This is a genomic window from Streptomyces sp. CC208A, assembly GCF_030010625.1.
Classification (GTDB): Bacteria; Actinomycetota; Actinomycetes; order Streptomycetales; family Streptomycetaceae; genus Streptomyces.
In genome coordinates, this window is sequence record NZ_JASCXN010000012.1 from 25656 (window position 1) to 49206 (window position 23551).

Below are 23551 nucleotides of genomic sequence, written 5' to 3' on the forward strand. Positions count from 1 at the left end.
GGGGGATGGAGCGAGTATTGATGCGGGAACGTTCCCGCACAAGGGTTCCCGCGATGTTTGCGGGAACGGTTTTGCAGAGGTCAGGGGGGTGGCAGGATCGGCGCATGACCGAAGCTTCCGAGCATGGCGGAGCAGCCCCGCGGCGGGGCGCTTCCCCCGCCGCCGGGCGGGGCGGGCCGGTGCTGCCGCCCGCCCCGCGTGTCCGCCTCGTCGACGTGGCCCGCGAGGCGGGCCTGTCCAAGACCACCGTGTCGGCGGCCCTGAACGGCACCGGCCGGCTCTCCCCCGAGGTCCGGGAGAGGGCCCGCGAGACCGCGCGCCGCATGGGCTACCGGCCCAACGCCACCGCGCGCCAGCTGCGCGCCGGACGGGCCCGGCTGATCGGCTACGTCGTCGGCGAGCTGGCCGACACCCCGTGGACCTTCCTGGAGTCGCCGTACTTCGCCCGGCTCACCGGGGCCACCGCCGCCACCGCGCTCGCGCGCGGCTACGCGTTGGTGCTGCTGCCCGCCGGCTCGCTGCAGAGCGAGTGGGCGGCGCTGCCCCTCGACGCCGTGGTCGTCGCCGACCCCGTCGCCGACGACCGGATCGTCGAGGACCTGCTGGCCGCCCGCATCCCGGTCTTCAGCGACCGGTCCGTGGAGGGTCGGCCCGGCGCCCACTGGGTGGACGTCGACGCGGCCGCCGCCGTCGGACAGGCCCTGGACCACCTCCACGCCCAGGGCGCCCGGCGGCCGGTCCTCGTCGTCCCCGACAGCACCACCCGCTTCCACCACGAGGTGACGGCGGCACACCGCGCCTGGTGCGCGGCGCACGGACTGCCGGAGCGGACGGTACGGGTCGCCGAGCCCGGCAACGGGCCGGTGATCCAGGCCGTGGAGACCGCCCTGGGGGCCGCTCCCGACCGCCCCGACGCCCTCCTGGTGGTCGCCGAGGCCAGCCCGCCGCTCGTCCTGGACGCGGCCCGCCGCCACGGCTACGAGGTCCCCGGCGACCTCCTCCTCGTCTGTGTCAGCGAGGACGAGACCGCCGAGTACACCGAACCGCCGGTGACCACCCTGAGCCTGCGCCCCGACGCGGTCGCCGAGGCCGGGATCGCCCACCTCGTCGCCGTACTGGAAGAAGGGCGGCAGGAGACGAGCGGGTCGCTCGTGCCGGTCAGGCTGGACGTGCGGGCGTCCTCGGTGCGGGCGGGGTAGACGACCCGTACGGGAGGCGGCCGGTCAGCACTCGTACACCAGCCGGCCGCCGACGTACGTGCGCTCCACCCTGGCCTCGGCGATCTCCTCGGGCGGCGCGGCCAGGACGTCCCGGTCGAGCACCACGAGGTCGGCCAGGTTCCCCGGGACCAGGCTGCCCGCGTCGTCGTGGCCGTTCACATGGGCCGTGCCGGCCGTGTACGCGGTGAGCGCGGAGACCAGGTCGATGCGCTCCTCGGGGTAGAACACCCGCTCGTCCGTGGAGCCTGGCTCGCGCCGGTTCACCGCGACGTGGACGCCTTCGAGCGGGTTGGGGCTGGAGACCGGCCAGTCGCTGCCCGCCGCCAGGGTCGCCCCGGCCCGCAGCAGCGAACCGAACGGGTACTGCCAGGCCGCCCGCTCCGGACCGAGGAACGGGATCGTCAGCTCGTCCATCTGCGGCTCGTGCGCGGCCCACAGCGGCTGGATGTTGGCGATGGCGCCGAGCGCGGCGAAGCGGCGCACGTCGTCGGGGTGGACGACCTGGAGGTGGGCGAGGTGGTGGCGGTTGCCGCGCCGCCCGTTGGCCGCGATCGCCGCCTCGACCGCGTCCAGCGCCTCCCGCACGGCACGGTCGCCGAGCGCGTGGAAGTGCACCTGGAAGTCGAGGGCGTCGAGCTCGGTCACATGGCCGCGCAGCGCCTCCGGGTCGACGAAGCTGAGCCCGGTGTTGCCGGTCGCGCAGCCGCAGCCGTCGAGGTACGGGGCGGTCAGCGCGGCCGTGAAGTTCTCCGCGATGCCGTCCTGCATGATCTTGACCGACGTCGCCCGGAACCGGCCCGACGTCAACCGTTCGCGACGGTCGACCAGTTCGGGGATCTGCTCGGCGCCGCGCTCCCGGTCCCACCACAGCGCGCCGGTCACCCGGGCGGTCAGCGAACCGTCCTTCGCCGCCGTCAGATAGGCGTCCGACGGGTCGGACATCCCGTTGAAGGCGCCGAGCAGGGCGTCCTGCCAGCCGGTGACGCCCAGCGAGTGCAGCAGCCGCTGCGCCCGCAGCAGACCCGCCAGCCGGTCCTCCGCGGTGCTCGCCGGCACGTGCCGGGAGACAAGCCCGGTCGCGCCCTCCTGGAGCGTGCCGCACGGGGTGCCGTCGGCCTCCCGCTCGATCCGGCCGTCCGCCGGGTCCGGGGTGTCGGCGGTGAGCCCGGCCAGCTCCAGGGCCCGGGTGTTCGCCCAGGCCCCGTGGTGGTCGCGGTTCGACAGCAGGACCGGACGGTCCGGGACGACCGAGTCGAGGAGCTGACGGGTCGGCACACCACCCTCGAAGCTCTCCATCGACCAGCCGCCGCCGGTGATCCACTCCCGGTCCGGGTGCGCCTCGGCGTACGCGCGGATCCGCGCCAGGTACTCCGGGACGTCGACGCTGCCGGTGAGGTCGCACTCGGCGAGCTCGCTGCCGCCGCCCACCGCGTGGATGTGGGCGTCCTGGAAACCGGGCAGCAGCAGCTTCCCGGTCAGGTCCACCACCTCGGTGCCCGGCCCGATCAGCTCGCGCACCTCGTCGTGGCCGACGGCCGTGATCCGCTCGCCGGTCACGGCGAGCGAGGTGGCCCGGCTCCGCGCCGGATCCAGGGTGAGGACGGGGCCTCGGGTGAAGACCAGATCGGCCTGGGGCATACGGCGGCTCCCTTAGCGTGCGGACGCGCCGGACGGGCGCGGGGCGGACGACGGCGGCCGGCGTGCGAGGGGCGCACTGCACGGCAGGCGTCGGACGGAGTCGTACCGGCCACGGCGGCCGGATCGCACCGGCGGCCGCCACACGGACGACGGGCGCCATCGAAGCCCGTGAGCCGTTTACACGTCAATGGCGTTGACGTAAGGTCCCGGTCATGTCCGCACGTGTCGTACCCGAAGGCAGCCGGCAGCGCCGCCGGCCGACCAAGCAGGGCGCCGTCCTCTCCGAACGGCTCATCGTCGACACCGCGCTGCGCCTGGTGGCCCAGCACGGCGCCGACGCCCTGTCCGTACGGAGGCTGGGCGCGGCCCTCGGCGCCGACCCCAGCGCCCTCTACCGCTACTTCCGCAACACCGACGCCCTGCTCCTCGCGCTCGCCGACGAGATCATCGGCCGCGCCCAGGAGGGCTGGGAGGCGACAGGGGAGTGGCGCGAGGACCTCCGCGCGATGGGCCTGCGCATCCACGCCTCGTACCTCGCCCAGCCGCAGGCCGCGATCCTCGCCGCGCACCGCACCACCGGCCGCCCGCACGAGACGCGGGCGGTCGAGACGATCCTCGGCATCCTGCGGGACGGCGGCTTCCCCGACCCGCTGGCGGTCCGCGTCTACCACGCCTTCGTCGACCAGGCCCTCGCCTTCGCCGCCCAGGACGCGGCCGCCGCCGCGCTGCCGCCCGCCGCGGCCGAGGCGGACACCGAGGTCTGGCACGAGGTCTACGGCAGGCTCCCCGCCGCCAGCCACCCGAACATCGCCGCCACCTACCCCCTGCTCGCCGCCGACATGCGCGACAGTGGCTACCCGTTCGCCCTGGAGCTGATGCTGACGGCGGTGGCGGCTCTGCACCCGGACGCGGAAAGGGCCGCGCGAGAAGCGACCTGACGTGGCGTCAGGCGCTCGGCACCGGTGTGTGGCGGCCCACCGCGGCCAGGTCGGCCGAGATCCGGCACGCCGTCTCCCGCAGTTGCGGCAGGAGGGCCGACAGGCTCTCCTCGGGGGTCGAACGGCCCGCGTGCAGGGCGACGTTGAGCGCCGCGACCACCCGGCCGGAACCGTCGCGGAGCGGCACCGCGATCGACCGCAGCCCCTCCTCCAGTTCCTCCTCCACCCAGCCGAACCCCCGCTCGGCGGTCACCGCCACCGCCTCGCGCAGCTCCCCGCCCCCGGTCAGCGTCCGGGGCGTCAGGGCCTCGGGGACGATCCGGCCGAGCCGTTCGTCCCGCTCGGCCTCCGGCAGCGCCCCGAGCAGCACCCGGCCCATCGAGGTCGCGTACGCGGGCAGGCGGGTGCCCACCACGATGTCGATGTGCAGGAGCCGGCTGCCCGCCACCCGCGCCACGTACCGGATGTCGTCCCCGTCGAGCACCGCGACCGACGCCGACTCGCGCACGGTCCGCACCAGCCGGACCAGGTGCGGGGTGGCGATCTCGGGGAGGGTGAGCGCGGAGAGCCGGGCGTGCCCGAGTTCGAGGACCCGGGGGAGGAGGACGAAACCCCCGGCGTCCTCGCGCACGTACCCCAGGTGGCACAGGGTGAGGAGCGAGCGGCGGGCGGTCGCCCGGGGCAGCCCGGCGATCCGGGCGAGGTCGGTGAGCCGGGCCGGTCCGCGTACGGCTCCGAAGGCGCGCAGCACGTCGAGCCCCCGGGCCAGCGACTGGAGGAACCCGGAGCCCAGGTCCTCCTTGAGCGCGACCCCGACGGCCCGGCCGACGGCCTCCGGGGCCTCCGGCGGCGCCGCCCCGTCGGCGAGCGCCGCCTCCATCGCGGCGACCGTGCGCCTGAGCGGCGGCAGGGCCAGCGCCTCCAGGGCCGCGGCGTCGTGCCGACTGGTGTGGCTGACGACGCTCACCGCGCACACGACCGCCCCCGACGGGTCCCGCACCGGCAGCGCGACCGCCACCAGGCCCGGCTCGATCAGCTGGTCGTCGACCGCCACCCCGCGCTCACGGGCGTCCCGCACCCGCGCGAGGAACCCGGCGTCGTCCGCGTACTGCTTTTTGCTGTGGTCGGCGGCGAACAGGGCGCCGGGCGCGCAGCGTTCGAGCGGCAGCAGGTCCCCCGGCCGGAAGGAGATGGCCATGGCCCGGCGCCGGGTCGCCTGCGTCAGGAAACGGACCCCGTCCCCGTCCGGCACGGCCAGCGAGACGGGCGCGTCGAGCAGTTCGGCGAGCGCGGCGGCGTGCGGGCCGAGGAGCTCCGGCAGCCCGCAGAAGTCCAGGTACGCGTTGCCGAGCTCGGCCGCGCCGGGTGCGAGCAGCAGGTCGCGGCCCTCGGCCCGCAGCACCCCGAGCGCGGTGAGCGTGGTGGCGACCCGGTCGACCGTGGCCCGCGCAAGCCCTGTCGTACGGGCGATCTCGCCGAGCCCCCGCCGTCCGCCGTCCCCGGCGACCACGGCCCGCAGCACGGAGAGCCCCCGGTCGAGCGGCCCGACCACCTCACCGGGCTTCGTCGTCGTCATGGTCTCTCCCCTTCGCGGGCACGGGCACGGGCGCGGGCGCGGGAGAACCGTACCCGGCGCCGGGCGCGCCGAGGGGGCGGGCGCCGGCGTGGGCGCCCGCCTCTTCAGGGGTGTGCGGTGGATCAGGCGTAGAAGCGGTAGACCGCCTGGGCCACGCAGGCGGGCTTGTCGGAGCCGTCGATCTCGACGGTGAGGTCGACGACGACCTCGACGCCGCCGCGGACGTCCTCGACCGTGGCGATGCGGCCGTGCGTGCGGATCTTCGACCCGACGCGGACGGGGGAGGGGAAGCGGACCTTGTTCAGGCCGTAGTTGACGGCCATCGAGACGCCCTCGACCTGGAGGAGCTCGCTCCACATGGGGATGAGCAGGGAGAGGGTGAGGTAGCCGTGGGCGATGGTGCCGCCGAAGGGGCCTGTGGCGGCCCGCTCCTCGTCGACGTGGATCCACTGGTGGTCGTCGGTGGCGTCGGCGAAGGTGTTCACCCGGGACTGGGCGATCTCCACCCAGGAGCTGTGGCCGAGGTCGGCGCCGGCCTGGGCGCGGATCTCGTCGATGCCGTGGACGGTGAGAGCCATGGGAGTTCCTTAAGCAGGTCGGTCGGTGCTGCCGTAGCGGGCCCGGATCGGGGCCTTCAGCAGCTTTCCGGTGGCGTTGCGGGGGAGTTCGGGAGCGAGGACGACGCTCCGGGGGATCTTGTAGCGGGCCAGCAGGCCCCCGAGGTGGGCGAGGAGCTCCTCTGCGGTGGGCGAGGTCCCGGCGCGCGGCACGACGACCGCCCGCCCGACCTCGCCCCAGCGCTCGTCGGGGACGCCGATGACGGCCGCTTCGGCGACGTCCGGGTGGAGGAGCAGGGCGTCCTCGACCTCGGCGGGGTAGATGTTCTCCCCACCCGAGATGATCATGTCCTTGAGGCGGTCGACGAGCGTGACGTAGCCGTCGGCGTCGACGGTGGCGACGTCGCCCGACCGGAAGCGCCCCCCGTCGCGGAAGGCCGCGGCGGTCGCCTCCGGCAGGTTCCAGTAGCCGGGGGTCACGTTCGGCCCCGCGACCACGACCTCGCCCTTCTCGCCGGGCGCCGCCTCCGTGCCGTCCTCGCGCTCCACCCGTACGTCGGTGAAGAAGTGCGGCACGCCCGCCGAACCGGCACGGCTCGCCGAGTCGGCCCGGTCCAGGATCAGTGCGCCCGGCGCGGCCTCGGTCATCCCGTACCCCTGGACGAAGGCGAGCCCCCGGTCCAGGTACGCCCGGGCGGTACGGCTCGGCACGGGCGCCCCGCCGCACAACAGCAAGCGCAGACCGGTCAGATCCGCGTCCTGCCAGCCGGGGGCGGCCGCCATCGCGTCGTACATCGTCGGCACGCCGAACAGCGCGGTGACGCCGTGGAGTTCGATCAGGCGCAGGGCCCGCTCCGGGTCGAAGGCCGACTCCAGGACCACCGTGCCGCCCTTGAGGAGGGTCGGCAGACAGCTCATGCCCAGCGCTCCGGCGTGGAAGAGCGGGGCGCTCACGAGGGCGACCTCGTCGGCGGCGATGTCGGTGTCGACGAGGACGTTGAGGCTGTTCCAGACGATGTTGCCGTGGGTGAGGACGGCGCCCTTGGCCCGGCCCGTGGTGCCCGAGGTGTACATGATGAGGCAGGCGTCGTCGTGGCCCACCTTCTCGTCGAGCGGCTCCGCCGGCGCGGCGGCGAGCAGCTCCTCGTACCCCGGGCCCGGACCCTCGCCCTCCACGGGGAGAAGGGTCAAGGACCCGCCGGCCGAGGCCAGTTCGGCGACCTTGCCGTCCGGCTGCCGGGCGTGCACGAGGACCCGGCTGCCGGAGTCGGCCAGCTGGTACGCCAGCTCCGCCGTGGCGAGGCGGGTGTTGAGCGGCACGAAGACCGCCCCGAGGAGCCCGGCCGCGAACAGCGTCTCCAGGTACGCCGGATGGTTCGGGCCAAGGAAGGCCACCCGGTCCCCGCGCGCCACGCCCGCGCCCCGCAGGACGTGGGCGAGGCGGGTGGAGCGCTCGTGGAGCGTCGCGTAGTCGTACGAGCGTCCCTCGTGGACGAGGGCGGTGCGACGGGGACTCTTGCGGTTCCGGCGGACCGGCCAGGACCCGATGCCCTGGTTGCGCATGGGGTCTCCCTCAGGTGGTGGTGAGGCCGAGCAGCCGGGCCGCGTTCTCCTTGAGGATCTTCGGCCGGACCTCGTCCTTGATCGGCAGCCCGGCGAAGTCCGCGAGCCAGCGGTCCGGGGTCAGCAGCGGGTAGTCCGAGCCGAAGAGGACCTTGTCCCTGAGCAGGCTGTTGGCGTAGCGGACGAGCTGCGGCGGGAAGTACTTCGGGGACCAGCCGGACAGGTCGATGTACACGTTCGGCTTGTGCGTGGCCACCGCGAGCGCCTCGTCCTGCCAGGGGAAGGACGGGTGGGCGAGGACGATCCGCATGCCGGGGAAGTCGGCGGCGACGTCGTCCACGTCCATCGGGTTGGAGTACTTGAGCCGGATCCCGCCGCCGCCCGGGGCACCCGCCCCGATGCCGGTCTGCCCGGTGTGGAAGACCGCGATCGCGCCCGCGTCCTCGATGGCCTCGTACAGCGGATAGGCCATCCGGTCGTTCGGGTGGAACGCCTGGATGTTCGGGTGGAACTTGAAGCCCTTGACCCCGAACTCCTCGACGAGCCGCCGGATCTGACGGACCGCCGCCTTCCCCTTGTACGGGTCGACCCCCGCGAACGGGATGATCACGTCCGGGTTCTCGGCGGCCGCCTCGGCGATCTCCTCGTTGGGCACCGGCGGGGTGCCGGTGGCGGACTCCGCGTCCACGGTGAAGACCACGCAGGCCATCGACCGCTCGCGGTAGTACGCGGCGATCTCCGGGAGCGTCGGGTGCCGGTGCTCCGCCTTGAAGTACGCGCCGGCGGCGGCGTCCAGCTCGGCCGAGAGCGAGGCCCCGCCCTTCGCCGACACCTCGGCGTGGGCGTGCATGTCGATGGCGACGAGCGCGTCGAGGTCCAGCACGGCGCCGCTCACAGGACCGGGGCGGGGATGCCGTAGGTCTCCGGGGCGCGGCCGACCGAGACCGGCCAGGCGGCGGCGATCGCGTCCGCGCTCCAGCCGCCGTCCGCGTACGCCACCGCGATCTCCCGCGGGTGCGACCAGAGGGCGAGCTTGTCGCCGCCGATGCCGATGCACTGGCCGGTGACCCCGGCGGAGGCGTCCGAGGCGAGGAAGGTCACCAGGCCCGCCACGTCCTCGGGGGTGCCGAAGCCCTCGCCCTTGCGCAGGCTGTCGGGGAACGGCGTGCCGTCCTGTTCGAGGGCCTCGATGTGCGGGGCGAAGACCGGGACGGTCTTGGTCATGGCGGTGGCGGCGACCGGGATGACGGCGTTGGCGGTGATGCCCGCCCGGCCCAGCTCCATCGCCCAGGTGCGGACCATGGCCGCGATGCCGGCCTTGGCGGCCGCGTAGTTGGTCTGGCCGAAGTTGCCGCGCTGCCCGGCGGGGGAGCCCGCGACCACGATCCGGCCGCCGTCGCCCTGCTCGCGCATGCGCTCCACGGCGGCGCGGACACAGGTGAAGGTGCCGCGCAGGTGCACCTGGACGACGGTGTCGAAGTCGTCATCGGTCATCTTCCACAGCACCCGGTCGCGGAGCACGCCCGCGTTGGTGACCATCGTGTCGATCCGGCCGAAGGCGTCGACGGCCCGGGCGACGAGCGCCTCCGCGGCCTCGGTCGAACCGACCGGCACCACCTCGGCGACGGCCCGGCCGCCCGCCTCGGTGATCTCCTTCACGGCCGCGGCGGCGGCCTCGGCGTCCACGTCGTTGATCACGACGGAGGCGCCGGCGGCGGCGAGCGAGCGGGCGTAGGCGAGGCCGAGGCCGCGGCCGCTGCCGGTGACGACGGCCACCTTGCCGGTGAGATCCACCGGGTTCACCTGGGGAGAAGTCATGGACGGGGTCCTTCCCGTGAGTCGAGGAACGCCGGGGGCGGGGCGCGGGATCCCCGCCTCGCACACGCACCGGCGGCGCCAAAGCTAGGCAATATCTCGCCTGCGGTCAACAAAGTGCCGAATATTCGTCCCGGGGTCCCCGCCCGGGGGATCCGCCCGCCTACGCTGTCCCCCGTGACCCCATCCGCCCCGCAGCGCACCCCGGAAACCGGGCCCGACACCGGCGAACGCGGCTCCGCGCCCCGCCCCCAGTCCCTGATGCTGAGCTTCTTCGGCATCCACGTGCTCGGCACCGGCGCCGCGCTCTCCTCGGCGAGCGTCATCGACGCCCTCGCCCGCGCCGACGTCGGCGAGGACGCCGTCCGCTCCACCCTGACCCGCATGGTCGGCCGGGGACTCCTGGACCGGCACCGGCGCGGCCGCCGCATGTACTTCTCGCTCACCGACCGCGCCGCCGCCGTCCTCGCCGACGGCGAGGAACGCGTCCGGCGCACCGGCGCCGTCAACCACGCCTGGGACGGCACCTGGACCCTGGTCGGCTTCTCGCTCCCCGAGTCCTGGCGCCGGGAGCGCCACGACCTGCGCTCCCGCCTCGTCTGGGCCGGCTTCGGCCCGCTCCAGAGCGGCCTGTGGGCGGCCCCCGGCCGCGTGGACGTCGCCCCCATCGCGGCGGAGCTCGGGCTCGGCGACCGTATCAGGGCCTTCCACGGCCAGGCCGCCGCGCCGACCGAGGCCGGCCCCCTGCTGCGTACCGCCTTCGACCTCGACGCCATCGCCGCCGACTACCGCGCCTTCCTCGCCCGCTGGGCCGACGGAGGACCCGCCTCCGCCGACGCCCGCGACGACCTCGGCCGCCAACTGCTGCTCCACACCGACTGGCTGGAACTGGTCCGCCGCGACCCGTACCTGCCCGCCGAGCACCTCCCCGCCCAGTGGCCGGCCGAGGCCGCCGAACGGCTCTTCCGCACCCTCTCGGAGCGGTACGACCCCGGAGCCCGCCGCATCGCCGAAAGCATCCTCGACCGCTGGGACCCGCAGAGCTGAGCGGCCTCCGACCTGGTCAGGGGCGGTGCGACGGTCCTTACGTCAACACCATTGACCTTGTCGGGCGCGGCCGGGTCTCATGGGCGGCACCTCGGAAGGAGCCCCGCGACCGGGCTCCTCCGCGATCCGGAGGACACCCCCATGGACCACCTGCTCTCGCTGCGGGACGCCGAACCGACCCCGTTCTGGCTCGACGACCCGCGCCGCCCCCGAGCCACCCCCGCCCTCGTCGGCGGCACCACCTGCGACCTCCTGGTCGTCGGCGGCGGCTACGCCGGCCTGTGGACCGCCCTCCTCGCCAAGGAACGCGACCCCTCCACCGACGTCGTCCTCATCGAGGGCGAGGAGATCGGCCACGCCGCCTCGGGACGCAACGGCGGCTTCTGCGAAGCGAGCCTCACCCACGGCCTCGGCAACGGCCTCGACCGCTGGCCCGAGGAGATCGACACTCTCGAACGCCTCGGCCGGGAGAACCTCCAGGCCATGGAGGACGCCGTCGCGCGGTACTCCCTCGACTGCGACTGGGAACGCACCGGGTCCCTCACCATCGCCACCGAACCCCACCAGCTCGCCTGGCTCGCCGAGGAGGCCGAGACCGCCGCCCGCCACGGCGCCACCACCGCCCTCCTCGACGCCGACGCCGTCCGCGCCGAGATCGACTCGCCGACCTTCCTCGGCGGCGTGTGGAACAAGAGCGACACCGCCATGGTCAACCCGGCCCGCCTCGCCTGGGGCCTCAAGCGGGCCTGCCTCGACCTCGGCGTCCGCGTCCACGAACACACCCCCGGCCTCTCCCTCGACGAGCACGGCGCCGTCGTCGCCGTCCGCACCCCCTACGGCCGGATCGCCGCCCGCCGCGTCGCCCTCGCCACCAACGCCTACCCGTCGCTGCTGCGCCGCCACCGCCTCTACACGGTCCCCGTCTACGACTACGCGCTGATGACGGAACCGCTGAACGAGGAGCAGCTCGCCGCCGTCGGCTGGCGGGGCCGCCAGGGCTGGTCCGACCCCGCCAACCACTTCCACTACGTACGGATCTCCGCCGACAACCGGATCCTGTGGGGCGGTTACGACGTCGTCTACCGCTACGCCGGCCGCGTCCGCGCCGAGAACGAACGCCGCCCCGAGACCTTCGCCACCCTGGCCCGCCACTTCTTCCGGACCTTCCCGCAGCTGGAGGGCGTCCGCTTCAGCCACGCCTGGGGCGGCGCCATCGACACCAGCACCCGCTTCTGCGTCTTCTTCGACACCAGCCACCGGGGCAAGGTCGCGTACGCCGCGGGCTTCACCGGCCTCGGCGTAGGCGCCACCCGCTTCGGTGCCGAGGTGATGCTCGACCTGCTGGCCGGCGCCCGCACCGAGCGCACCTCCCTCGACCTCGTACGCCGCAAGCCGCTGCCCTTCCCGCCCGAGCCCGTCCGCTCGATCGGCATCGGCCTCACCCAGCGCTCGCTCACCCGCGCCGACCGCGACGAAGGCCGCCGCGACCTGTGGCTGCGCACCCTCGACCGCCTCGGCCTCGGCTTCGGCAGCTGACCGCCGCCGACGTACGCTGGCCCCCGGAACGACAGGGGGGTGGCGATGGACGGACGGCTGCTGCACGTCTTCGACATGGACGGCACGCTGCTGCGGGACACCTCGGCCAGTCTGGAGATCGCAGCCAGGCTCGGCTGCCTCGACGAACTGCGCGCCCTGGAAGCCGAGTTCGCCGCCGGGGGCATCGACACCCGGGGCTTCGCCGCCGCGCTGTACGGGCTGTGGCGGGAGCTGACCCCCGCCGTCGTCGCCGAGGCGTTCGACGGAGCGCCCTGGATCGGCGGCCTCGCCGACGTCCTCGCGGACATCCGGAGCCGGGGCGACCGGGTCGTCGTCGTCACCATGTCGCCGGACTTCTTCGCCGGCCGGCTGCGCGGCCTCGGCGTCGACGACGTGGTGGCCTCCGGCTTCCCGCCGCCGCCCTTCCGGTCGGCGCCCGACCCCGCCAGGATCCTCGTCCCCGAGGACAAGGTGACCGCCGTCGACCGGCTCCGCACCGCCCTCGGCCTCGACCGGCACTCCTGCGTCGCCTACGGCGACTCGGGCTCCGACGTGCCCCTCTTCTCCGTCCTCCGCCACACCGTCGCCGTCAACGCCTCCCCGACCCTGCGCGCCCTGGCCGGCGCCGGCTACGACGGCGACGACCTGCGGGCCGCGTACGCCCTGGGCAGGGAGCTGCGCGCCCGCGCCGGAGACGGCACGGGCGCGGTCCGGACCAGAACTGGTTCGTGGCGTCGACGCGGGCGACACGTGGAGGACGGGGCCGGGGCGGGGAGTCGGCGGTGGTGAGCTCGACGTGGTCGACGTCGGGCAGCCCGGCGGCGCGACGAGGGTGCCGGCGACGAGACCCGGACCGACGGTGAGGGGGCGCATCGGTGCCTCCTGTGGTGGGGGAGGGCGGCCCGGACGCGGGGAAAGTGCTTTCCGGCGCTGGCGGAGACGCTGAGGCGGGCGCCGGAGGCGCGGCAACATGCTCATGGACGTGAACGCTCCTGGGGCCAGCGGTCATTGGTTTGACCAGTCGGTCTACCTCGGCGGCACCGCCCCCAGCACGCTCGTGTGCGCCGGACACATCCGCGCCCACCACGAGGCCGCGGCCCCTCTCGCCGACGCCCTCTTCCGGACCGAGCGCCCGCCGCACTGCCTCCACTGGTTCTGAGCGAGCCCGGGCGCGGCGCGCGGGCCTCAGGCCTCCCCGGGCCAGGCGTCGCTGCGCCAGGCGCGTTCCTCGACGCCCCGGTCCCGGTGGGCGGCGAGCGCGGAGGCGAGGTCCCCGTGGACCGCGACGGCCACGCGCCCGTCCCCGAGCGGCCCGCCCTCGGGGGCGGCGGCGAGTTCGAGCCCCCGCCCCTCGGCGGCGAGCCGCACCGCCGCCTCCGACACGGCGAGCCTGCCCCCGTCGGACCACCCGCGCAGCCCGGTCAGATCCAGCACCACGGGCCCGGTGCCCCGCGCGAGCGCCCACCCGACGGCCCCCTGGAACCGGCCCACGGCCTCCTGCCCCAGGAACCCGGCCAGCGAGAGCACGCCGAGGCCGGGGTGGATCGTGTAACGCCACTCGATGGTCATCGTCGTCTCTCCTCGCTCCCGGCCACGCCCCGGCCGTCCGCAGCATCCTCACCCGAGAGGCGTCCCCCGTGCACGACGGTCCACGGATCGGTCACCCGTCCTGAGATACGGACACCTCGGGGCGGTACCCGCAAGGGGACACGTCCGTCAGGCCGCCCGGTCCGCGGTGGGTGCTCCGCTCGTGCGGCCGACAGCGCCACCCCCGTACGTGGGGGGCGTCGATCCGGACGGCGGTCCACCGGCTGAACAGGGGGAGCCGGCAGCCTGGGGTCCGGGGCAGAATCGTCGCCATGCCGACGCCTCCCGAACCCGCTGCCCTGTACCCGGATATCGCGGAGGCCGGCAGCCTCGCCGCCGCGCTCCGCACCGTGGCGGCCGGTGCCCTCGACGACGTACCCCTGACCTCCCCGGCGGCCGATCCGCTTTCCGGCGCGCACGTCGAGAGCGTGCTGCCGCACCGGCGGGCGATGAGCATCACGGCGTGGGCCCGCGAGCGGAGGTGGTCGGTCGCGGCCGGCGAACCCCTCCTGGGCCTGGCCCTCGTCGAGGGCGCGACGGACGACCTGGCGCAGGTCGCACGGGCCGCGCGGGCGTGGCACGACGGAGAGCCCGCGGAAGGCGTCCAAGCCGCTGCTCCCTTCGCGCGCCCGACCGGCCGTTCCGAGCTGACCGACCCCGACCCCGCACGCCTGGTGGATTCCGAGTGGCGGTACCTGCGTACGGAAGCGGCCCGGCTGGCGTACCCCTGGCGGGAGCCGTACCGGGCCCTGGTCGAAGCGGCGTACGCGGAACCGGCACTGAGGGCCCTCTACCCGTTCACGAGCCACTGGGCACTGCGCTTCTCCGCCGCGACCCGTCCGCATCTGGACGTCGTGGGGCCGAACCTGGGCCTGGACAGCGACGGTGGGTACGCGGTGGCGCTCCTGATGACGGAGAGGGGGCGCACCTTCGGTACGGCCTGCGAGGCGGTCGCGGAGGCGGTGCGGCTGCTGCCGGACGGGACCGGGGCCGTACGGTACGGGGCTTCGCCACCGGGGACCGCGGGAAAACCGGTCGATACGGTGGAGGAAGGCTGAGAGGGTGCCCTGGTCCAGGGACCGGGGCCGGTGAGGGCCCGGGCCGTCGTCGCCGAGAGGAATCCCCGTGCCCCGTGCCGTCCGTCTCATCCGCTCCGCCACCCTGTCCGACGTCGCCGAGTACGCGTACGCGGCGACCGCGCCCGCCGGCGCCCGGCTGATCTTTCTGGCCGGTTCCTGTCCGCTCGACGCCGACGGCGGGACCGTCGCGGTAGGGGATGTCGCCGGTCAGGCGGCGGCCTGTGTCCAGAACCTGCGGACGGCGCTGAAGGACGCCGGGGCCGGGATCGAGGACGTCATCAGCACCCGCGTGCTCGTCGCGACGACCCGTCGGGACGAGCTGGTGGCCGCCTGGAAGGTCGTCCGGGACGCCTTCGGCGACCATGACGTGCCGAGCACCCTGATGGGCGTCACGGTGCTCGGCTACGACGACCAGCTCGTCGAGATCGAGGCCGTCGCCGCCGTCCTCGACGCCTGACCGCGCCTCAGGCGGGGCGGGACCACAGCGTCAGGTCGCTGGAGGTGGCCACCGCGAGCGTCCGCCCGGAGGGGGAGAAGCCGGCGGCGCGCAGCGTCGACCAGGTGGAGTGGAGGACGTGCCACCAGCCCTCGGTGTGCGGCGGCCGGTGCCAGTTCCCGCCGTTGTCCGAGAGCAGGACCCGGTGGTTCGGCCAGTCGGGGGCCTCGACGTCCACCGTCCAGCCGTCGCCGCTCGTGCGGTGCGGCCCGCCGCCGGACAGCCCCGCGACGCGCACCCGCCGCCCGGCGAGCGGGCCGATCCTGGGGCACGAGAGGTCGGGCGTGCCGTCCGGCCCGTCGTCCTCCGGATCCCGGTCCCGTGCGAGCCGTTCGCCCGTCACCGCGTCGAAGACGCCGTACCCGGCGGAGGACACGGCCATCACCAGGTCGTGGCCGGTGGCGGGGTCCACCCCGAAGCCGATGCCGGTGAGCCCGCCGACGGCGGCGTGGCCGCCGAAGACGTTCCGCCACGGCTCCGGCGCCGGGACGACCGGAGCATCGAGGAGGCGGCGGCGCAGCGCCTCCTGGTACGGGGACAGGGCGGGGGCACCGGTGCCCGGCGCGGTCTTCCTGCGCATGCCCCGATCATGACGGACCGCCCTCCACCCCAGGGGGCGGAGGGCGGAGACCTCAGCGGACGGCCAGGTCCGGTACGACCCTCCGGAGTTCGGCCGCCGGCAGGACGCCGTCGCGGACGAGGACCGGGGTGGCGCCGCTCAGGTCCACGATCGACGAGGAGACCGCGCCGGCGGTGCGACCGCCGTCGAGGTACACCGCCACGGAATCACCCAGCATCGCCTGGGCGGCGTCGCAGTCCTGCGGGGACGGGTGGTCCGTGAGGTTGGCGCTGGAGACGGCCAGCGGGCCCGTCGCCGCGAGGAGGTCGAGCGCGAGCGGATGGTCGGGCATGCGGACGGCCACCGTGCCGCCCGTCTCGCCGAGGTCCCAGTCCAGGGACGAGCGGTGGCGGACCACCAGGGTCAGCCCGCCCGGCCAGAAGGCGTCGACCAACGCCCTCGCCGCGTCGGGGAGTTCGTCCGTCAGCTCGCCGAGGGCGGCGGCCGAGTCGACCAGGACGGGGGAGGGCTTGTGGCGGCCGCGGCCCTTCGCCGCGAGCAGCGCGGCGACCGCCTTCGGGTCGAAGGCGTCCGCCCCGACCCCGTACACGGTGTCGGTCGGCAGGACCACCAGTTCACCGCGCCGCACCGCGGCAGCGGCCTCGCCGAGGCCCGCCGCGCGGGCCGCGGGATCGGAACAGTCGAAGCGGGACGTCACGCCGGAGCGCCCTCCTCCTGTGCCACGACCCCGTGCGTGGTGACCAGGCGGGCCTTGCCCCCGGCCAGCTCGTAGCCGAGCCCGACGACGGCGATCTCCCCTGCCGCCACCTGCTCGGACAGCAGCCGGGAGCGGTCCAGGAGCAGGTCCGCGGTGTGCCGGATGTGCTCGTCGATGATGTCGCTGTCCGCCGTCAGACCGGCGTTCCTGGCCGCCAGGATGCTCGGCGTCACCCGCTCCACCACGTCCCGCACGAAGCCGCCCGCCGCGAAACCGTCCTCCACGGCCGCGCGGGCCGCGGCGACCGCGCCGCAGGAGTCGTGCCCGAGCACGACCACGAGGCGCGCGCCGAGGACGCTCGTCGCGTACTCCACGCTGCCCAGGACCTCGGGACCGAGGACGTGACCGGCGGTGCGGACGACGAACAGGTCACCAAGGCCCCGGTCGAAGATGATCTCGGCCGCGAGCCGGGAGTCGGAACAGCCGAGGATGACGGCGAACGGGTCCTGGCCGGGCGCGAGCTCCGCACGACGGGCGGCGTCCTGGTTCGGGTGCTCGGGCGTGCCGGAGACGAAACGACGGTTGCCTTCGAGGAGGGCGTCAAGGGCAAGAGCCGGAGAAGTTCTGGGCATGACGCCACCCTATGCGCGCCACCCGCCCCCCGCGCCACCCGGTTCAGCCCCGTCCCGCCCCGCTGTGACGGAATCCACCCCTCCCAGGGAGCACCGTGCGACGGCTGCGCCCGCTCCCGCTCCGATGCGCCCCTCCCGTGTCCGCGTGAGCGGCGCCCGCGTCCGACGCGCCCTGCGTGTCGGAGCGCCCCCGCGCCGCTCCGACGGCGGTTCACGTCACGTACCGCTCGCTTCCGGCCGGAAACCGGCCGCAGCCACCGACGGCGCCGCTCCCTCTCCCCCGCCACCACTATCCTGCGGCCAACGCCCCGCTGCCCGCCGCCCGATCCCGGGCCCTCCCCGCGGCTCCGGCGCCCGGCCCCGCCACCACGCCCGGACGCCCCGCACACCGGCTCCAGCGCACCCCGCCCGATCACCTCCCACCCGTGAGGGGTCATCCCGCATGCCGCTTTTCCCTTCCGCCTCCTCCTTCCCCCACCTCCGGCAGGACCTCGCCGCCTCCCTCGTCGTCTTCCTCGTCGCCCTGCCGCTCTGCGTCGGCGTCGCCGTCGCCTCCGGCGTCCCCGCCGAACTCGGCCTGATCACCGGCATCGTCGGCGGACTGGTCACCGGCCTGATGCGCGGCAGCAGCCTCCAGGTCTCCGGCCCCGCCGCCGGCCTCACCGTCCTCGTCCTGGAGGCCGTGCGGAGCTTCGGTCTCGCCGCCCTCGGCGTGATCGTCCTCCTCGCGGGGCTGCTCCAGATCGGCCTGGGCCTGCTGCGCTGGGGACGCTGGTTCCGGGCCATCTCGCTCTCGGTCGTCGAGGGCATGCTCGCCGGGATCGGGCTCGTGATCGTCGCGGGGCAGCTGTACGCGGCCGCCGGCGTCACCGCCCCGGACGGCGGCTTCGCCCGGCTGGCCGGGCTGCCCGGGGCCCTCGTCGGCGCGCTCTCCGAGCCGGGGGCCGTCGCCTCCGTGGCCGTCGCCGCCGGGACGGTCCTGGTGATCGTCGTCTGGCCGCGGGTGCCGGGGCGGGCCGGCCGGCTCCCGGGGGCGCTCGTCGCCGTCCTCCTCGCGGGGCTCCTGACCGCCTTGTGCGGGCTGCCCGTCGAGACGGTCCGGGTCGACGGCGTCCTGGCCGCGATCAGCCCGCCCGACGCCGGCGCCTTCGCCATGCTCGCCGAGCCCGCCCTCCTCGGCACCGTCCTGGCCTTCGCGCTCATCGCCTCCGCCGAGTCGCTGTTCAGCGCGGCGGCCGTCGACCGCCTGCACGACGGGCCGCCCACCGCGTACGACCGCGAACTGGTCGCCCAGGGCGTCGGCAACACGGTGTGCGGTCTCCTCGGCGCCCTGCCGCTGACCGCCGTGATCGTCCGCAGCGCGGCCAACGTCCGGGCCGGCGCCCGGACCCGCGCCTCCCGGGTGCTGCACGGTGCCTGGCTGCTGGTCTTCGCGGCGCTGCTGCCGGGGGCGCTCGCGTACGTGCCGCTGCCCGCGCTCGCCGGGATCCTCGTGCACGCCGGCTGGAGGCTCATACCCTTCCGGGGGCTCGTCGCCCTCTGGCGCGGTCACCGGGGCGAGGCGGCGATCCTCGCCGTGACGGCGGCGGCGATCGTCGCGGTCGGCATGCTCGAAGGGGTGCTCGTCGGGCTCGGTCTCGCTGTCGCCATGGCCGCCTGGGAGGCGTCCCACCTCCGCGTGGACCACCACACCGACGAACCCTCCGCCGCGGGCGTGCTCCGCGTGCGGCTCAGCGGCGGCGCCACCTTCCTCCGGCTGCCGAAGCTCCTCGACACCCTCGAAGCGCTGCCGCGCGACCGGCCCGTCGAGGTGGACCTGTCCGGCCTGCACCACCTCGACCACGCCTGCCGCGCCGCGGTGACCGCCTGGGCCGAACGGCACACGGCCGCCGGAGCCCACCCCGTACGCCTCCACCCCTTCCCCGGCCGGCGACCGGGCACGGGACCGGACCCGGAACCGGCCCCCACGCACGCCGGACCGTGAGACGGCGTCAGACCGTCGCCTCCCACGCCCGCGTCAGCCCGTCCAGCCAGGCGGGTGGCAGCTCGGCCGCGTCCCACTCCTCCCGCAGTTCCTCCGGGGACGCGGCGAGCCGCTCCAGGACGGCGAGGCTCGTGGGGGAGTGGACCAGGGTGTAGCGGCCGTGGATGGCGATGGCGCTGCCCGGCCCGTACGTGGCGTACAGCCGCTCCAGATGGGCCCGGTGGTCGGCGGCGAACCGCGTGAGCCTGCCCGGATAGGCGGCCCGCTGCCGGGCCCCCATCGTCGCGAGCAGGGCCGCGAGCACCTGCTCGGTGACCTCGGGGTCGAGGTCGGACTCCGCCGAGAAGGAGAGGTGGAGCGGTACGACCGCGACCTTGGCCCGCTCGACCTCCATCCGGCCGACCGGCGGCCGGGCGTCCTGCTCCTCGCCGGCGTCCGCCGCGACGGCCGCGCTCAGCGCCCGGTCGGCGAGACCGGCGAGCCCTTCGGTGACGGCCCGTGAGCCGTCGCGCCAGCCCGCGGCGTACGGCTCGCCGCTCCCCGGCGGCGCCTCCCGGCCCGTGCCGGTCAGCTCCTCGTGCGCGACGGCGAGCGCGCCCGCCTCGACGAGGCCGATCAGTTCCTCGGCGTCACCGGAGAACACCCCTGCCCGCGCGAGAAGCTGAAGCAGCGTCGTCCTCGCGTTGTCGACGCTCGCGGCGTCGAGCGGCAGCCGTTCTTCCCGGGCGGCGGTCATCGGTGGTCCTCCTCCTCGCGGTACCGGCGCGTACGGGTGCGGCGGACGCGCCTTCGGGGACGCGACGATCACGGGCCCGCGCCACGCTCCCCTCGCGGCGGCGCACGTACGGGACCGGTGATCGGGTCCTCGAACGCCGAGGTTTCCAGCTCGCCGGGCCCTCCGTCCAGCCGACGTCCCGGCCTCCCTCCCAGCAGGCACGCGGTGCCACCCGGCACTCCGACAGTGACGGAACGCGACGGCCCCGAACCCTCAGGGGTCCCGATACCCCTGCCAGGTATAGAGGTAAGAGAGGCCGGGGCGATCATCCGCCGGCGCGGAGACACGAAGTGCCAGGCAGGAGGCCGGGGCCTCCGCGGCCGGGGGCGGTGTCACCACGCGTCGTCGGCGGCGAACAGCTCCCGGATCCAGGAGGCGCTCGCCTCCTCGCTGTCGCCCGTCGGGGTGCCGGGGAAGAGCCGGAACCAGGAGCCGGCGCGGCCCAGCGCCGCCAGCCGCACCGCCAGGCCCGCGGCCCGCCGCAGCTCCGCCGCCGACGGGCCGAGGCCGCCCCACTGCTCCAGGTACGCGTCCACCATCGGGGCCACGTGCTCGGGGCCGTACCGCTCCCGCACCGCGCGGACCGGGACCAGGAGGCTGCCGAAGGGGTGTGCGACACAGGCGTCGCCCCAGTCGAAGAAGGTGAAGCGGCCGGGGGCCGGGGCGAGGATCTGGCCGTCGTGCAGGTCGCAGTGGTCGAGCGAGTCGGGCAGGCCGTACGCGTCGAGCTCCGCGCACCAGTCGACGAGCCGCGGCCGCTGCCGCAGCAGCGCGGCCCGCTCTCCGGCGTCGAAGAGGGGGTTGCCGGCGACGAGCGCGTCGAAGACGCCCGGCAGCTCCCGCGTCCGGGCACCCGGCACGCCCAGGGCGGTGATCCGGTCCGCGTACGGGACGAGCCGCCGCTGCATCCCCGCGTACCGGCCCAGCGCCGTCACCCATGCCTCCGGGCCTGCCGCACCCGCGTCGAGGACCCCGCGGAAGAGCGGCCCGCCGTCGGGCAGCAGCGCACAGCCCCGTCCGGCGTCCACCGCCAGCGGGGTCATCACGTCCTCCGGCACCCACGCGGCGAGCGCCTCCGCGAGCCCGGCCTCGAAGGCGTTGGCCGGGGCGCCCGCCTTCAGCCACACCGCGTCCCGCCCGCCGTCGCCGGTACGGAACCGCACCAGGACCGACCAGGGGCGCACCCGCACCTCCCGGGCGCCCGTCTCCGAGAGCCCGTGCCCGGCCAGGACCCGCCCGGCCCAGCCGAGCACCTCCCGCCGCCACTCCTCGTCGTCCCAGGGGGTCACCGCGTCCGGGAACCGCCCCCGGTCCACCACCGTCGTCCGCTCGTCACTCGTGCGCATCCGGCGATTCCACCACCGCCCCGCCCCTGGGCGCACCGGAATAAGGCCGGGCCCCACCGCACCTGACGCCGGGCCACGGCACCCTCGCCCAGGATCGGCACCGTGGCCGCCGGCGGTCACCGGCCCTCGCCGGCCCGCCCGTGGAGGGAGCCCCTCCGCGGCCTCTGCCGCCGGGGTCAGGCCGCCGGCTGGGAGACGTCCGTGACCAGGTCGCCGACGGTGCTGTCAGGCAGGCGGCGGGCCACGTCCGCCTGGGAGATGATCCCCACCAGAACGTGCCCGTCGATCACGGGCACCCGGCGGATCTTCCGGTCGGCCATCAGCTCCAGGACCCGGTCGAGCGAGTCGTCGGCGCCGACCGTCACGATCTCGCCCTGGGCCAGCTCACCGGCCGTGCACGCGGACGGGTCCCGGCCCTCGGCGACCACCCGCACCACGATGTCGCGGTCGGTGAGCATCCCCTTCAGGCGTTCGTCGGGCCCGCAGATCGGCAGCGCGCCGACATCGAGCTCGACCATCTTCCGCGCGGCCTCGACCACGCTCTCCTCGCTCCGGACACAGGTCACGTCCGGAGTCATGATGTCGCGTGCCTTGGACATGGCGACCCCCTGCCGCTGTTCGTGGCGTCGTGGACTCTCCTACGGCGGCGGCTGCCCCGTCCGCGCGGAGGCATTCGCCTGCGACGGCACGACCCGCACCCCTGAGGTACTCGAACGTGATCGCCAAGATCACTCGTTCGAGGAAGGTCCGGTCCCTCGGTCGGGTGATCGGCCCCGTCGGCGCGTTTCGCCGGGCCCGAGCGCCGCCCGGACCTCACGATCATGCTCGGGTGACTACGCCCCACCGATCCGCCACGCGCCGCCGGCTCCTCCCGGCCGCCGTGGCCGCGCTCGGCCTGCTGCCGCTGAGCGCCGCCCTGCCCGCCTCCGCCCACCCCGCGACCGCCGCCCCGGCCCTCCCCGCCGCCGGGCCCGCCGCCACGCCCCGGGTGCCGACCCCCGGCGAGGCCCGTACCGACGCCTACCTGGCGGCCGTACGCGAACGGCCCGCCCGGCTCGGCGAGTTCTTCCGGTCGCTGCCCAAGGGCGGGGAGCTCCACAACCACCTCTCCGGAGCCGTCTCCACCGAGTACCTGATCACCCTCGCCGCCGAGGACGGCCTCTGCGTCGACACCGCCACCATGACCGCGGTCGTCCCGCCGTGCGGCCCCGGCACCCGCCCCGCCGCCGACGCCCGGACCGACCGCGCCTTCCACGACGCGCTCGTCCGCGCCTGGTCCATGCAGGACTTCCCGCCGGACGGCAACGGCCACGACCACTTCTTCGACACCTTCGGCAAGTTCGGCGAGGTGACCTGGCGCCACCGCGGCAAGCTCCTCGCCTCCTTCGCCGACGAGGTCGTCGCGCAGAACCAGTCGTACCTGGAGACCATGGTCAGCCCGGCCTCCGTGGGCGCCAAGAAGCTCGCCGACGACGTCGGCTGGGACCCCGACCTCGCCGCCCTCCACCAGAAGCTCACCGCCGGCGGCCGGCTCGACGCCCTCGTCGAGGAGGCGATCGAGGAGACCGACGACGGCGACGCCGAGTTCCGGGAGGCGGCCGGCTGCGGGACCGGGCGCGAGCGGCCCGCCTGCGGGCTCACCGTCCGCTGGATCGCCCAGGTCTCGCGCGGCGGTTCGCCCGAGCGGGTCTACACCCAGATGGCGCTCGGCATGCGGCTGGCGGAGCGGGACGACCGTTTCGTCGCCGTCAACCTGGTCCAGCCGGAGGACTGGGACAGCTCGTTGAAGAACTACCGCCTCCAGATGCGGATGCTCGCCCACCTGCGGGGCGTCTACCCGAAGGCGCACGTGACCCTGCACGCCGGCGAGCTGTGGCCCGGCCTGGTCAAGCCCGAGGACCTCGCCTTCCACATCGCCGAGGCCGTCGGCGTGGCCCGCACCGAGCGCGTCGGGCACGGCGTGGACCTCCGCCACGAGGACGACTGGCAGGCCACGGCCCGCACCATGGCCGCCCGCGAGGTCGCCGTCGAGGTGCCCTTCACCAGCAACGCCCAGATCCTCGGCGTCCGCGGCGCCGACCACCCCTTCGAGACGTACCGTGCGTACGGCGTGCCGGTGGTGCTCGCCACCGACGACCCCGGCGTGTCCCGGATCGACATCAGCCACGAGTACCAGTACGCGGCCCGCACCTACGGCCTGTCGTACCCGGAGCTGAAGGACCTCGCCCGCGCCTCCCTGGAGTACGCCTTCCTGCCGGGCGAGAGCCTGTGGCGCGGCAACCCGACCGCCGAGGGCTACCGGACCGTCCCCGCCTGCCGCGGTGAGCACCCGGGCACCCCGATCCGCTCCACGGCCTGCCGCCGTCTCGTCGAGGGCAGTCCGAAGGCCTCCCTCGAATGGCGCCAGGAGGCCGCCTTCGCGGCCTTCGAGGCCGCCCACGCGGCCCCGGTCCGCTGATCCGGGTGGAAACCCTGAGGAGCCCGG

The 23551-nt window shown here is 75.1% G+C and carries 22 protein-coding genes and 1 pseudogene; 10 read left to right on the top strand and 13 right to left on the bottom strand.

Going from position 1 to position 23551, the window contains the following annotated elements; translation table 11 throughout:
• The first annotated feature begins 104 nt into the window (after positions 1-104).
• Positions 105-1199, top strand: coding sequence for a LacI family DNA-binding transcriptional regulator (locus tag QK442_RS15275; protein WP_282694475.1), 1095 nt, complete (start codon positions 105-107; stop codon positions 1197-1199).
• A gap of 24 nt (positions 1200-1223) precedes the next feature.
• Here QK442_RS15275 and QK442_RS15280 read toward each other — a convergent pair whose 3' ends face one another.
• Positions 1224-2858 carry an amidohydrolase gene (locus QK442_RS15280; protein WP_282694476.1) on the bottom strand — a complete coding sequence of 545 codons (1635 nt, stop codon included), beginning with the start codon at positions 2856-2858 and terminating at the stop codon, positions 1224-1226.
• Between the two features lie 212 nt (positions 2859-3070).
• Between QK442_RS15280 and QK442_RS15285 the strand changes: the two genes are divergently transcribed.
• Positions 3071-3796 carry a TetR/AcrR family transcriptional regulator gene (locus QK442_RS15285; protein WP_282694477.1) on the top strand — a complete coding sequence of 242 codons (726 nt, stop codon included), beginning with the start codon at positions 3071-3073 and terminating at the stop codon, positions 3794-3796.
• A gap of 7 nt (positions 3797-3803) precedes the next feature.
• On the opposite strand, the gene QK442_RS15290 is transcribed toward QK442_RS15285, so the two are convergent.
• The 5 genes from QK442_RS15290 to QK442_RS15310 all read right to left on the bottom strand — a co-directional run bounded on the left by QK442_RS15290 (position 3804) and on the right by QK442_RS15310 (position 9295).
• A complete protein-coding gene (locus tag QK442_RS15290) occupies positions 3804-5372 on the bottom strand; it encodes an IclR family transcriptional regulator C-terminal domain-containing protein (protein WP_282694478.1) in 1569 nt (522 codons plus the stop codon).
• Between the two features lie 122 nt (positions 5373-5494).
• Entirely contained in the window at positions 5495-5950 is a 456-nt protein-coding gene (locus QK442_RS15295) for a MaoC family dehydratase (RefSeq protein ID WP_282694479.1), read from the bottom strand.
• 9 nt (positions 5951-5959) lie between these two features.
• The gene (locus tag QK442_RS15300; protein ID WP_282694480.1) at positions 5960-7492 is read right to left on the bottom strand and encodes a long-chain fatty acid--CoA ligase; all 1533 of its coding nucleotides are present in this window, start codon (positions 7490-7492) and stop codon (positions 5960-5962) included.
• 10 nt (positions 7493-7502) lie between these two features.
• Positions 7503-8372: an amidohydrolase family protein gene (locus QK442_RS15305; RefSeq protein ID WP_282694622.1), complete on the bottom strand. Its 870-nt coding sequence runs from the start codon at positions 8370-8372 to the stop codon at positions 7503-7505.
• Between the two features lie 11 nt (positions 8373-8383).
• Positions 8384-9295, bottom strand: coding sequence for an SDR family oxidoreductase (locus QK442_RS15310; protein WP_282694623.1), 912 nt, complete (start codon positions 9293-9295; stop codon positions 8384-8386).
• A 189-nt stretch (positions 9296-9484) separates the two neighbouring features.
• On the opposite strand from QK442_RS15310, the gene QK442_RS15315 reads away from it, so the two are divergent.
• The 4 genes and pseudogenes from QK442_RS15315 to QK442_RS15330 form a co-directional block, all read left to right on the top strand.
• Positions 9485-10354 carry a PaaX family transcriptional regulator C-terminal domain-containing protein gene (locus tag QK442_RS15315; protein WP_282694481.1) on the top strand — a complete coding sequence of 290 codons (870 nt, stop codon included), beginning with the start codon at positions 9485-9487 and terminating at the stop codon, positions 10352-10354.
• 141 nt (positions 10355-10495) lie between these two features.
• Complete coding sequence (locus tag QK442_RS15320) at positions 10496-11890, top strand: FAD-dependent oxidoreductase (protein ID WP_282694482.1); 1395 nt, start codon at positions 10496-10498, stop codon at positions 11888-11890.
• A gap of 45 nt (positions 11891-11935) precedes the next feature.
• Entirely contained in the window at positions 11936-12679 is a 744-nt protein-coding gene (locus tag QK442_RS15325) for an HAD-IB family phosphatase (protein ID WP_282694483.1), read from the top strand.
• Between the two features lie 232 nt (positions 12680-12911).
• Positions 12912-13049: pseudogene (locus QK442_RS15330) on the top strand (GNAT family N-acetyltransferase); the annotation flags it as partial.
• A 26-nt stretch (positions 13050-13075) separates the two neighbouring features.
• Here QK442_RS15330 and QK442_RS15335 read toward each other — a convergent pair.
• Entirely contained in the window at positions 13076-13459 is a 384-nt protein-coding gene (locus QK442_RS15335) for an anti-sigma factor antagonist (protein ID WP_282694484.1), read from the bottom strand.
• 290 nt (positions 13460-13749) lie between these two features.
• On the opposite strand from QK442_RS15335, the gene QK442_RS15340 reads away from it, so the two are divergent.
• A complete protein-coding gene (locus QK442_RS15340; RefSeq protein WP_282694485.1) occupies positions 13750-14535 on the top strand; it encodes a DUF6193 family natural product biosynthesis protein in 786 nt (261 codons plus the stop codon).
• A gap of 67 nt (positions 14536-14602) precedes the next feature.
• Complete coding sequence (locus QK442_RS15345) at positions 14603-15013, top strand: Rid family hydrolase (RefSeq protein ID WP_282694486.1); 411 nt, start codon at positions 14603-14605, stop codon at positions 15011-15013.
• A 7-nt stretch (positions 15014-15020) separates the two neighbouring features.
• Here the strand turns inward: QK442_RS15345 and QK442_RS15350 are convergent, their stop codons facing one another.
• The 3 genes from QK442_RS15350 to QK442_RS15360 are packed head-to-tail and all read right to left on the bottom strand — an operon-like array spanning position 15021 to position 16961.
• Entirely contained in the window at positions 15021-15632 is a 612-nt protein-coding gene (locus QK442_RS15350; RefSeq protein WP_282694487.1) for a hypothetical protein, read from the bottom strand.
• Positions 15633-15684: 52 nt separating this feature from the next.
• Positions 15685-16329 (bottom strand): L-threonylcarbamoyladenylate synthase, encoded by a 645-nt coding sequence (locus QK442_RS15355; RefSeq protein WP_282694488.1) that lies wholly within the window; start codon positions 16327-16329, stop codon positions 15685-15687.
• Positions 16326-16961, bottom strand: coding sequence for a carbonic anhydrase (locus tag QK442_RS15360; RefSeq protein ID WP_282694489.1), 636 nt, complete (start codon positions 16959-16961; stop codon positions 16326-16328). Before QK442_RS15360 ends, QK442_RS15355 begins: the two co-directional genes overlap by 4 nt.
• A gap of 442 nt (positions 16962-17403) precedes the next feature.
• Here QK442_RS15360 and QK442_RS15365 point away from each other — a divergent pair, with 442 nt between their 5' ends.
• Positions 17404-18945 carry a SulP family inorganic anion transporter gene (locus QK442_RS15365; RefSeq protein ID WP_282694490.1) on the top strand — a complete coding sequence of 514 codons (1542 nt, stop codon included), beginning with the start codon at positions 17404-17406 and terminating at the stop codon, positions 18943-18945.
• Between the two features lie 7 nt (positions 18946-18952).
• On the opposite strand, the gene QK442_RS15370 is transcribed toward QK442_RS15365, so the two are convergent.
• The 3 genes from QK442_RS15370 to QK442_RS15380 all read right to left on the bottom strand — a co-directional run bounded on the left by QK442_RS15370 (position 18953) and on the right by QK442_RS15380 (position 21665).
• A complete protein-coding gene (locus tag QK442_RS15370) occupies positions 18953-19681 on the bottom strand; it encodes a hypothetical protein (RefSeq protein ID WP_282694491.1) in 729 nt (242 codons plus the stop codon).
• A 371-nt stretch (positions 19682-20052) separates the two neighbouring features.
• Positions 20053-21066 carry an aminoglycoside phosphotransferase family protein gene (locus QK442_RS15375; protein WP_282694492.1) on the bottom strand — a complete coding sequence of 338 codons (1014 nt, stop codon included), beginning with the start codon at positions 21064-21066 and terminating at the stop codon, positions 20053-20055.
• Between the two features lie 176 nt (positions 21067-21242).
• Positions 21243-21665 (bottom strand): CBS domain-containing protein, encoded by a 423-nt coding sequence (locus tag QK442_RS15380; protein WP_282694493.1) that lies wholly within the window; start codon positions 21663-21665, stop codon positions 21243-21245.
• 230 nt (positions 21666-21895) lie between these two features.
• On the opposite strand from QK442_RS15380, the gene QK442_RS15385 reads away from it, so the two are divergent.
• A complete protein-coding gene (locus QK442_RS15385; protein ID WP_282694494.1) occupies positions 21896-23524 on the top strand; it encodes an adenosine deaminase in 1629 nt (542 codons plus the stop codon).
• The last annotated feature ends 27 nt before the right edge of the window (positions 23525-23551 follow it).

Excerpts from the sequence above, each read along its gene's own strand:
- QK442_RS15275 (WP_282694475.1), top strand. The coding sequence starts at position 105 with ATGACCGAAGCTTCCGAGCATGGCGGAGCAGCCCCGCGGCGGGGCGCT.
- QK442_RS15280 (WP_282694476.1), bottom strand. The coding sequence starts at position 2,858 with ATGCCCCAGGCCGATCTGGTCTTCACCCGAGGCCCCGTCCTCACCCTG.
- QK442_RS15285 (WP_282694477.1), top strand. The coding sequence starts at position 3,071 with ATGTCCGCACGTGTCGTACCCGAAGGCAGCCGGCAGCGCCGCCGGCCG.
- QK442_RS15290 (WP_282694478.1), bottom strand. The coding sequence starts at position 5,372 with ATGACGACGACGAAGCCCGGTGAGGTGGTCGGGCCGCTCGACCGGGGG.
- QK442_RS15295 (WP_282694479.1), bottom strand. The coding sequence starts at position 5,950 with ATGGCTCTCACCGTCCACGGCATCGACGAGATCCGCGCCCAGGCCGGC.
- QK442_RS15300 (WP_282694480.1), bottom strand. The coding sequence starts at position 7,492 with ATGCGCAACCAGGGCATCGGGTCCTGGCCGGTCCGCCGGAACCGCAAG.
- QK442_RS15320 (WP_282694482.1), top strand. The coding sequence starts at position 10,496 with ATGGACCACCTGCTCTCGCTGCGGGACGCCGAACCGACCCCGTTCTGG.
- QK442_RS15325 (WP_282694483.1), top strand. The coding sequence starts at position 11,936 with ATGGACGGACGGCTGCTGCACGTCTTCGACATGGACGGCACGCTGCTG.
- QK442_RS15335 (WP_282694484.1), bottom strand. The coding sequence starts at position 13,459 with ATGACCATCGAGTGGCGTTACACGATCCACCCCGGCCTCGGCGTGCTC.
- QK442_RS15340 (WP_282694485.1), top strand. The coding sequence starts at position 13,750 with ATGCCGACGCCTCCCGAACCCGCTGCCCTGTACCCGGATATCGCGGAG.
- QK442_RS15350 (WP_282694487.1), bottom strand. The coding sequence starts at position 15,632 with ATGCGCAGGAAGACCGCGCCGGGCACCGGTGCCCCCGCCCTGTCCCCG.
- QK442_RS15360 (WP_282694489.1), bottom strand. The coding sequence starts at position 16,961 with ATGCCCAGAACTTCTCCGGCTCTTGCCCTTGACGCCCTCCTCGAAGGC.
- QK442_RS15365 (WP_282694490.1), top strand. The coding sequence starts at position 17,404 with ATGCCGCTTTTCCCTTCCGCCTCCTCCTTCCCCCACCTCCGGCAGGAC.
- QK442_RS15370 (WP_282694491.1), bottom strand. The coding sequence starts at position 19,681 with ATGACCGCCGCCCGGGAAGAACGGCTGCCGCTCGACGCCGCGAGCGTC.
- QK442_RS15375 (WP_282694492.1), bottom strand. The coding sequence starts at position 21,066 with ATGCGCACGAGTGACGAGCGGACGACGGTGGTGGACCGGGGGCGGTTC.
- QK442_RS15380 (WP_282694493.1), bottom strand. The coding sequence starts at position 21,665 with ATGTCCAAGGCACGCGACATCATGACTCCGGACGTGACCTGTGTCCGG.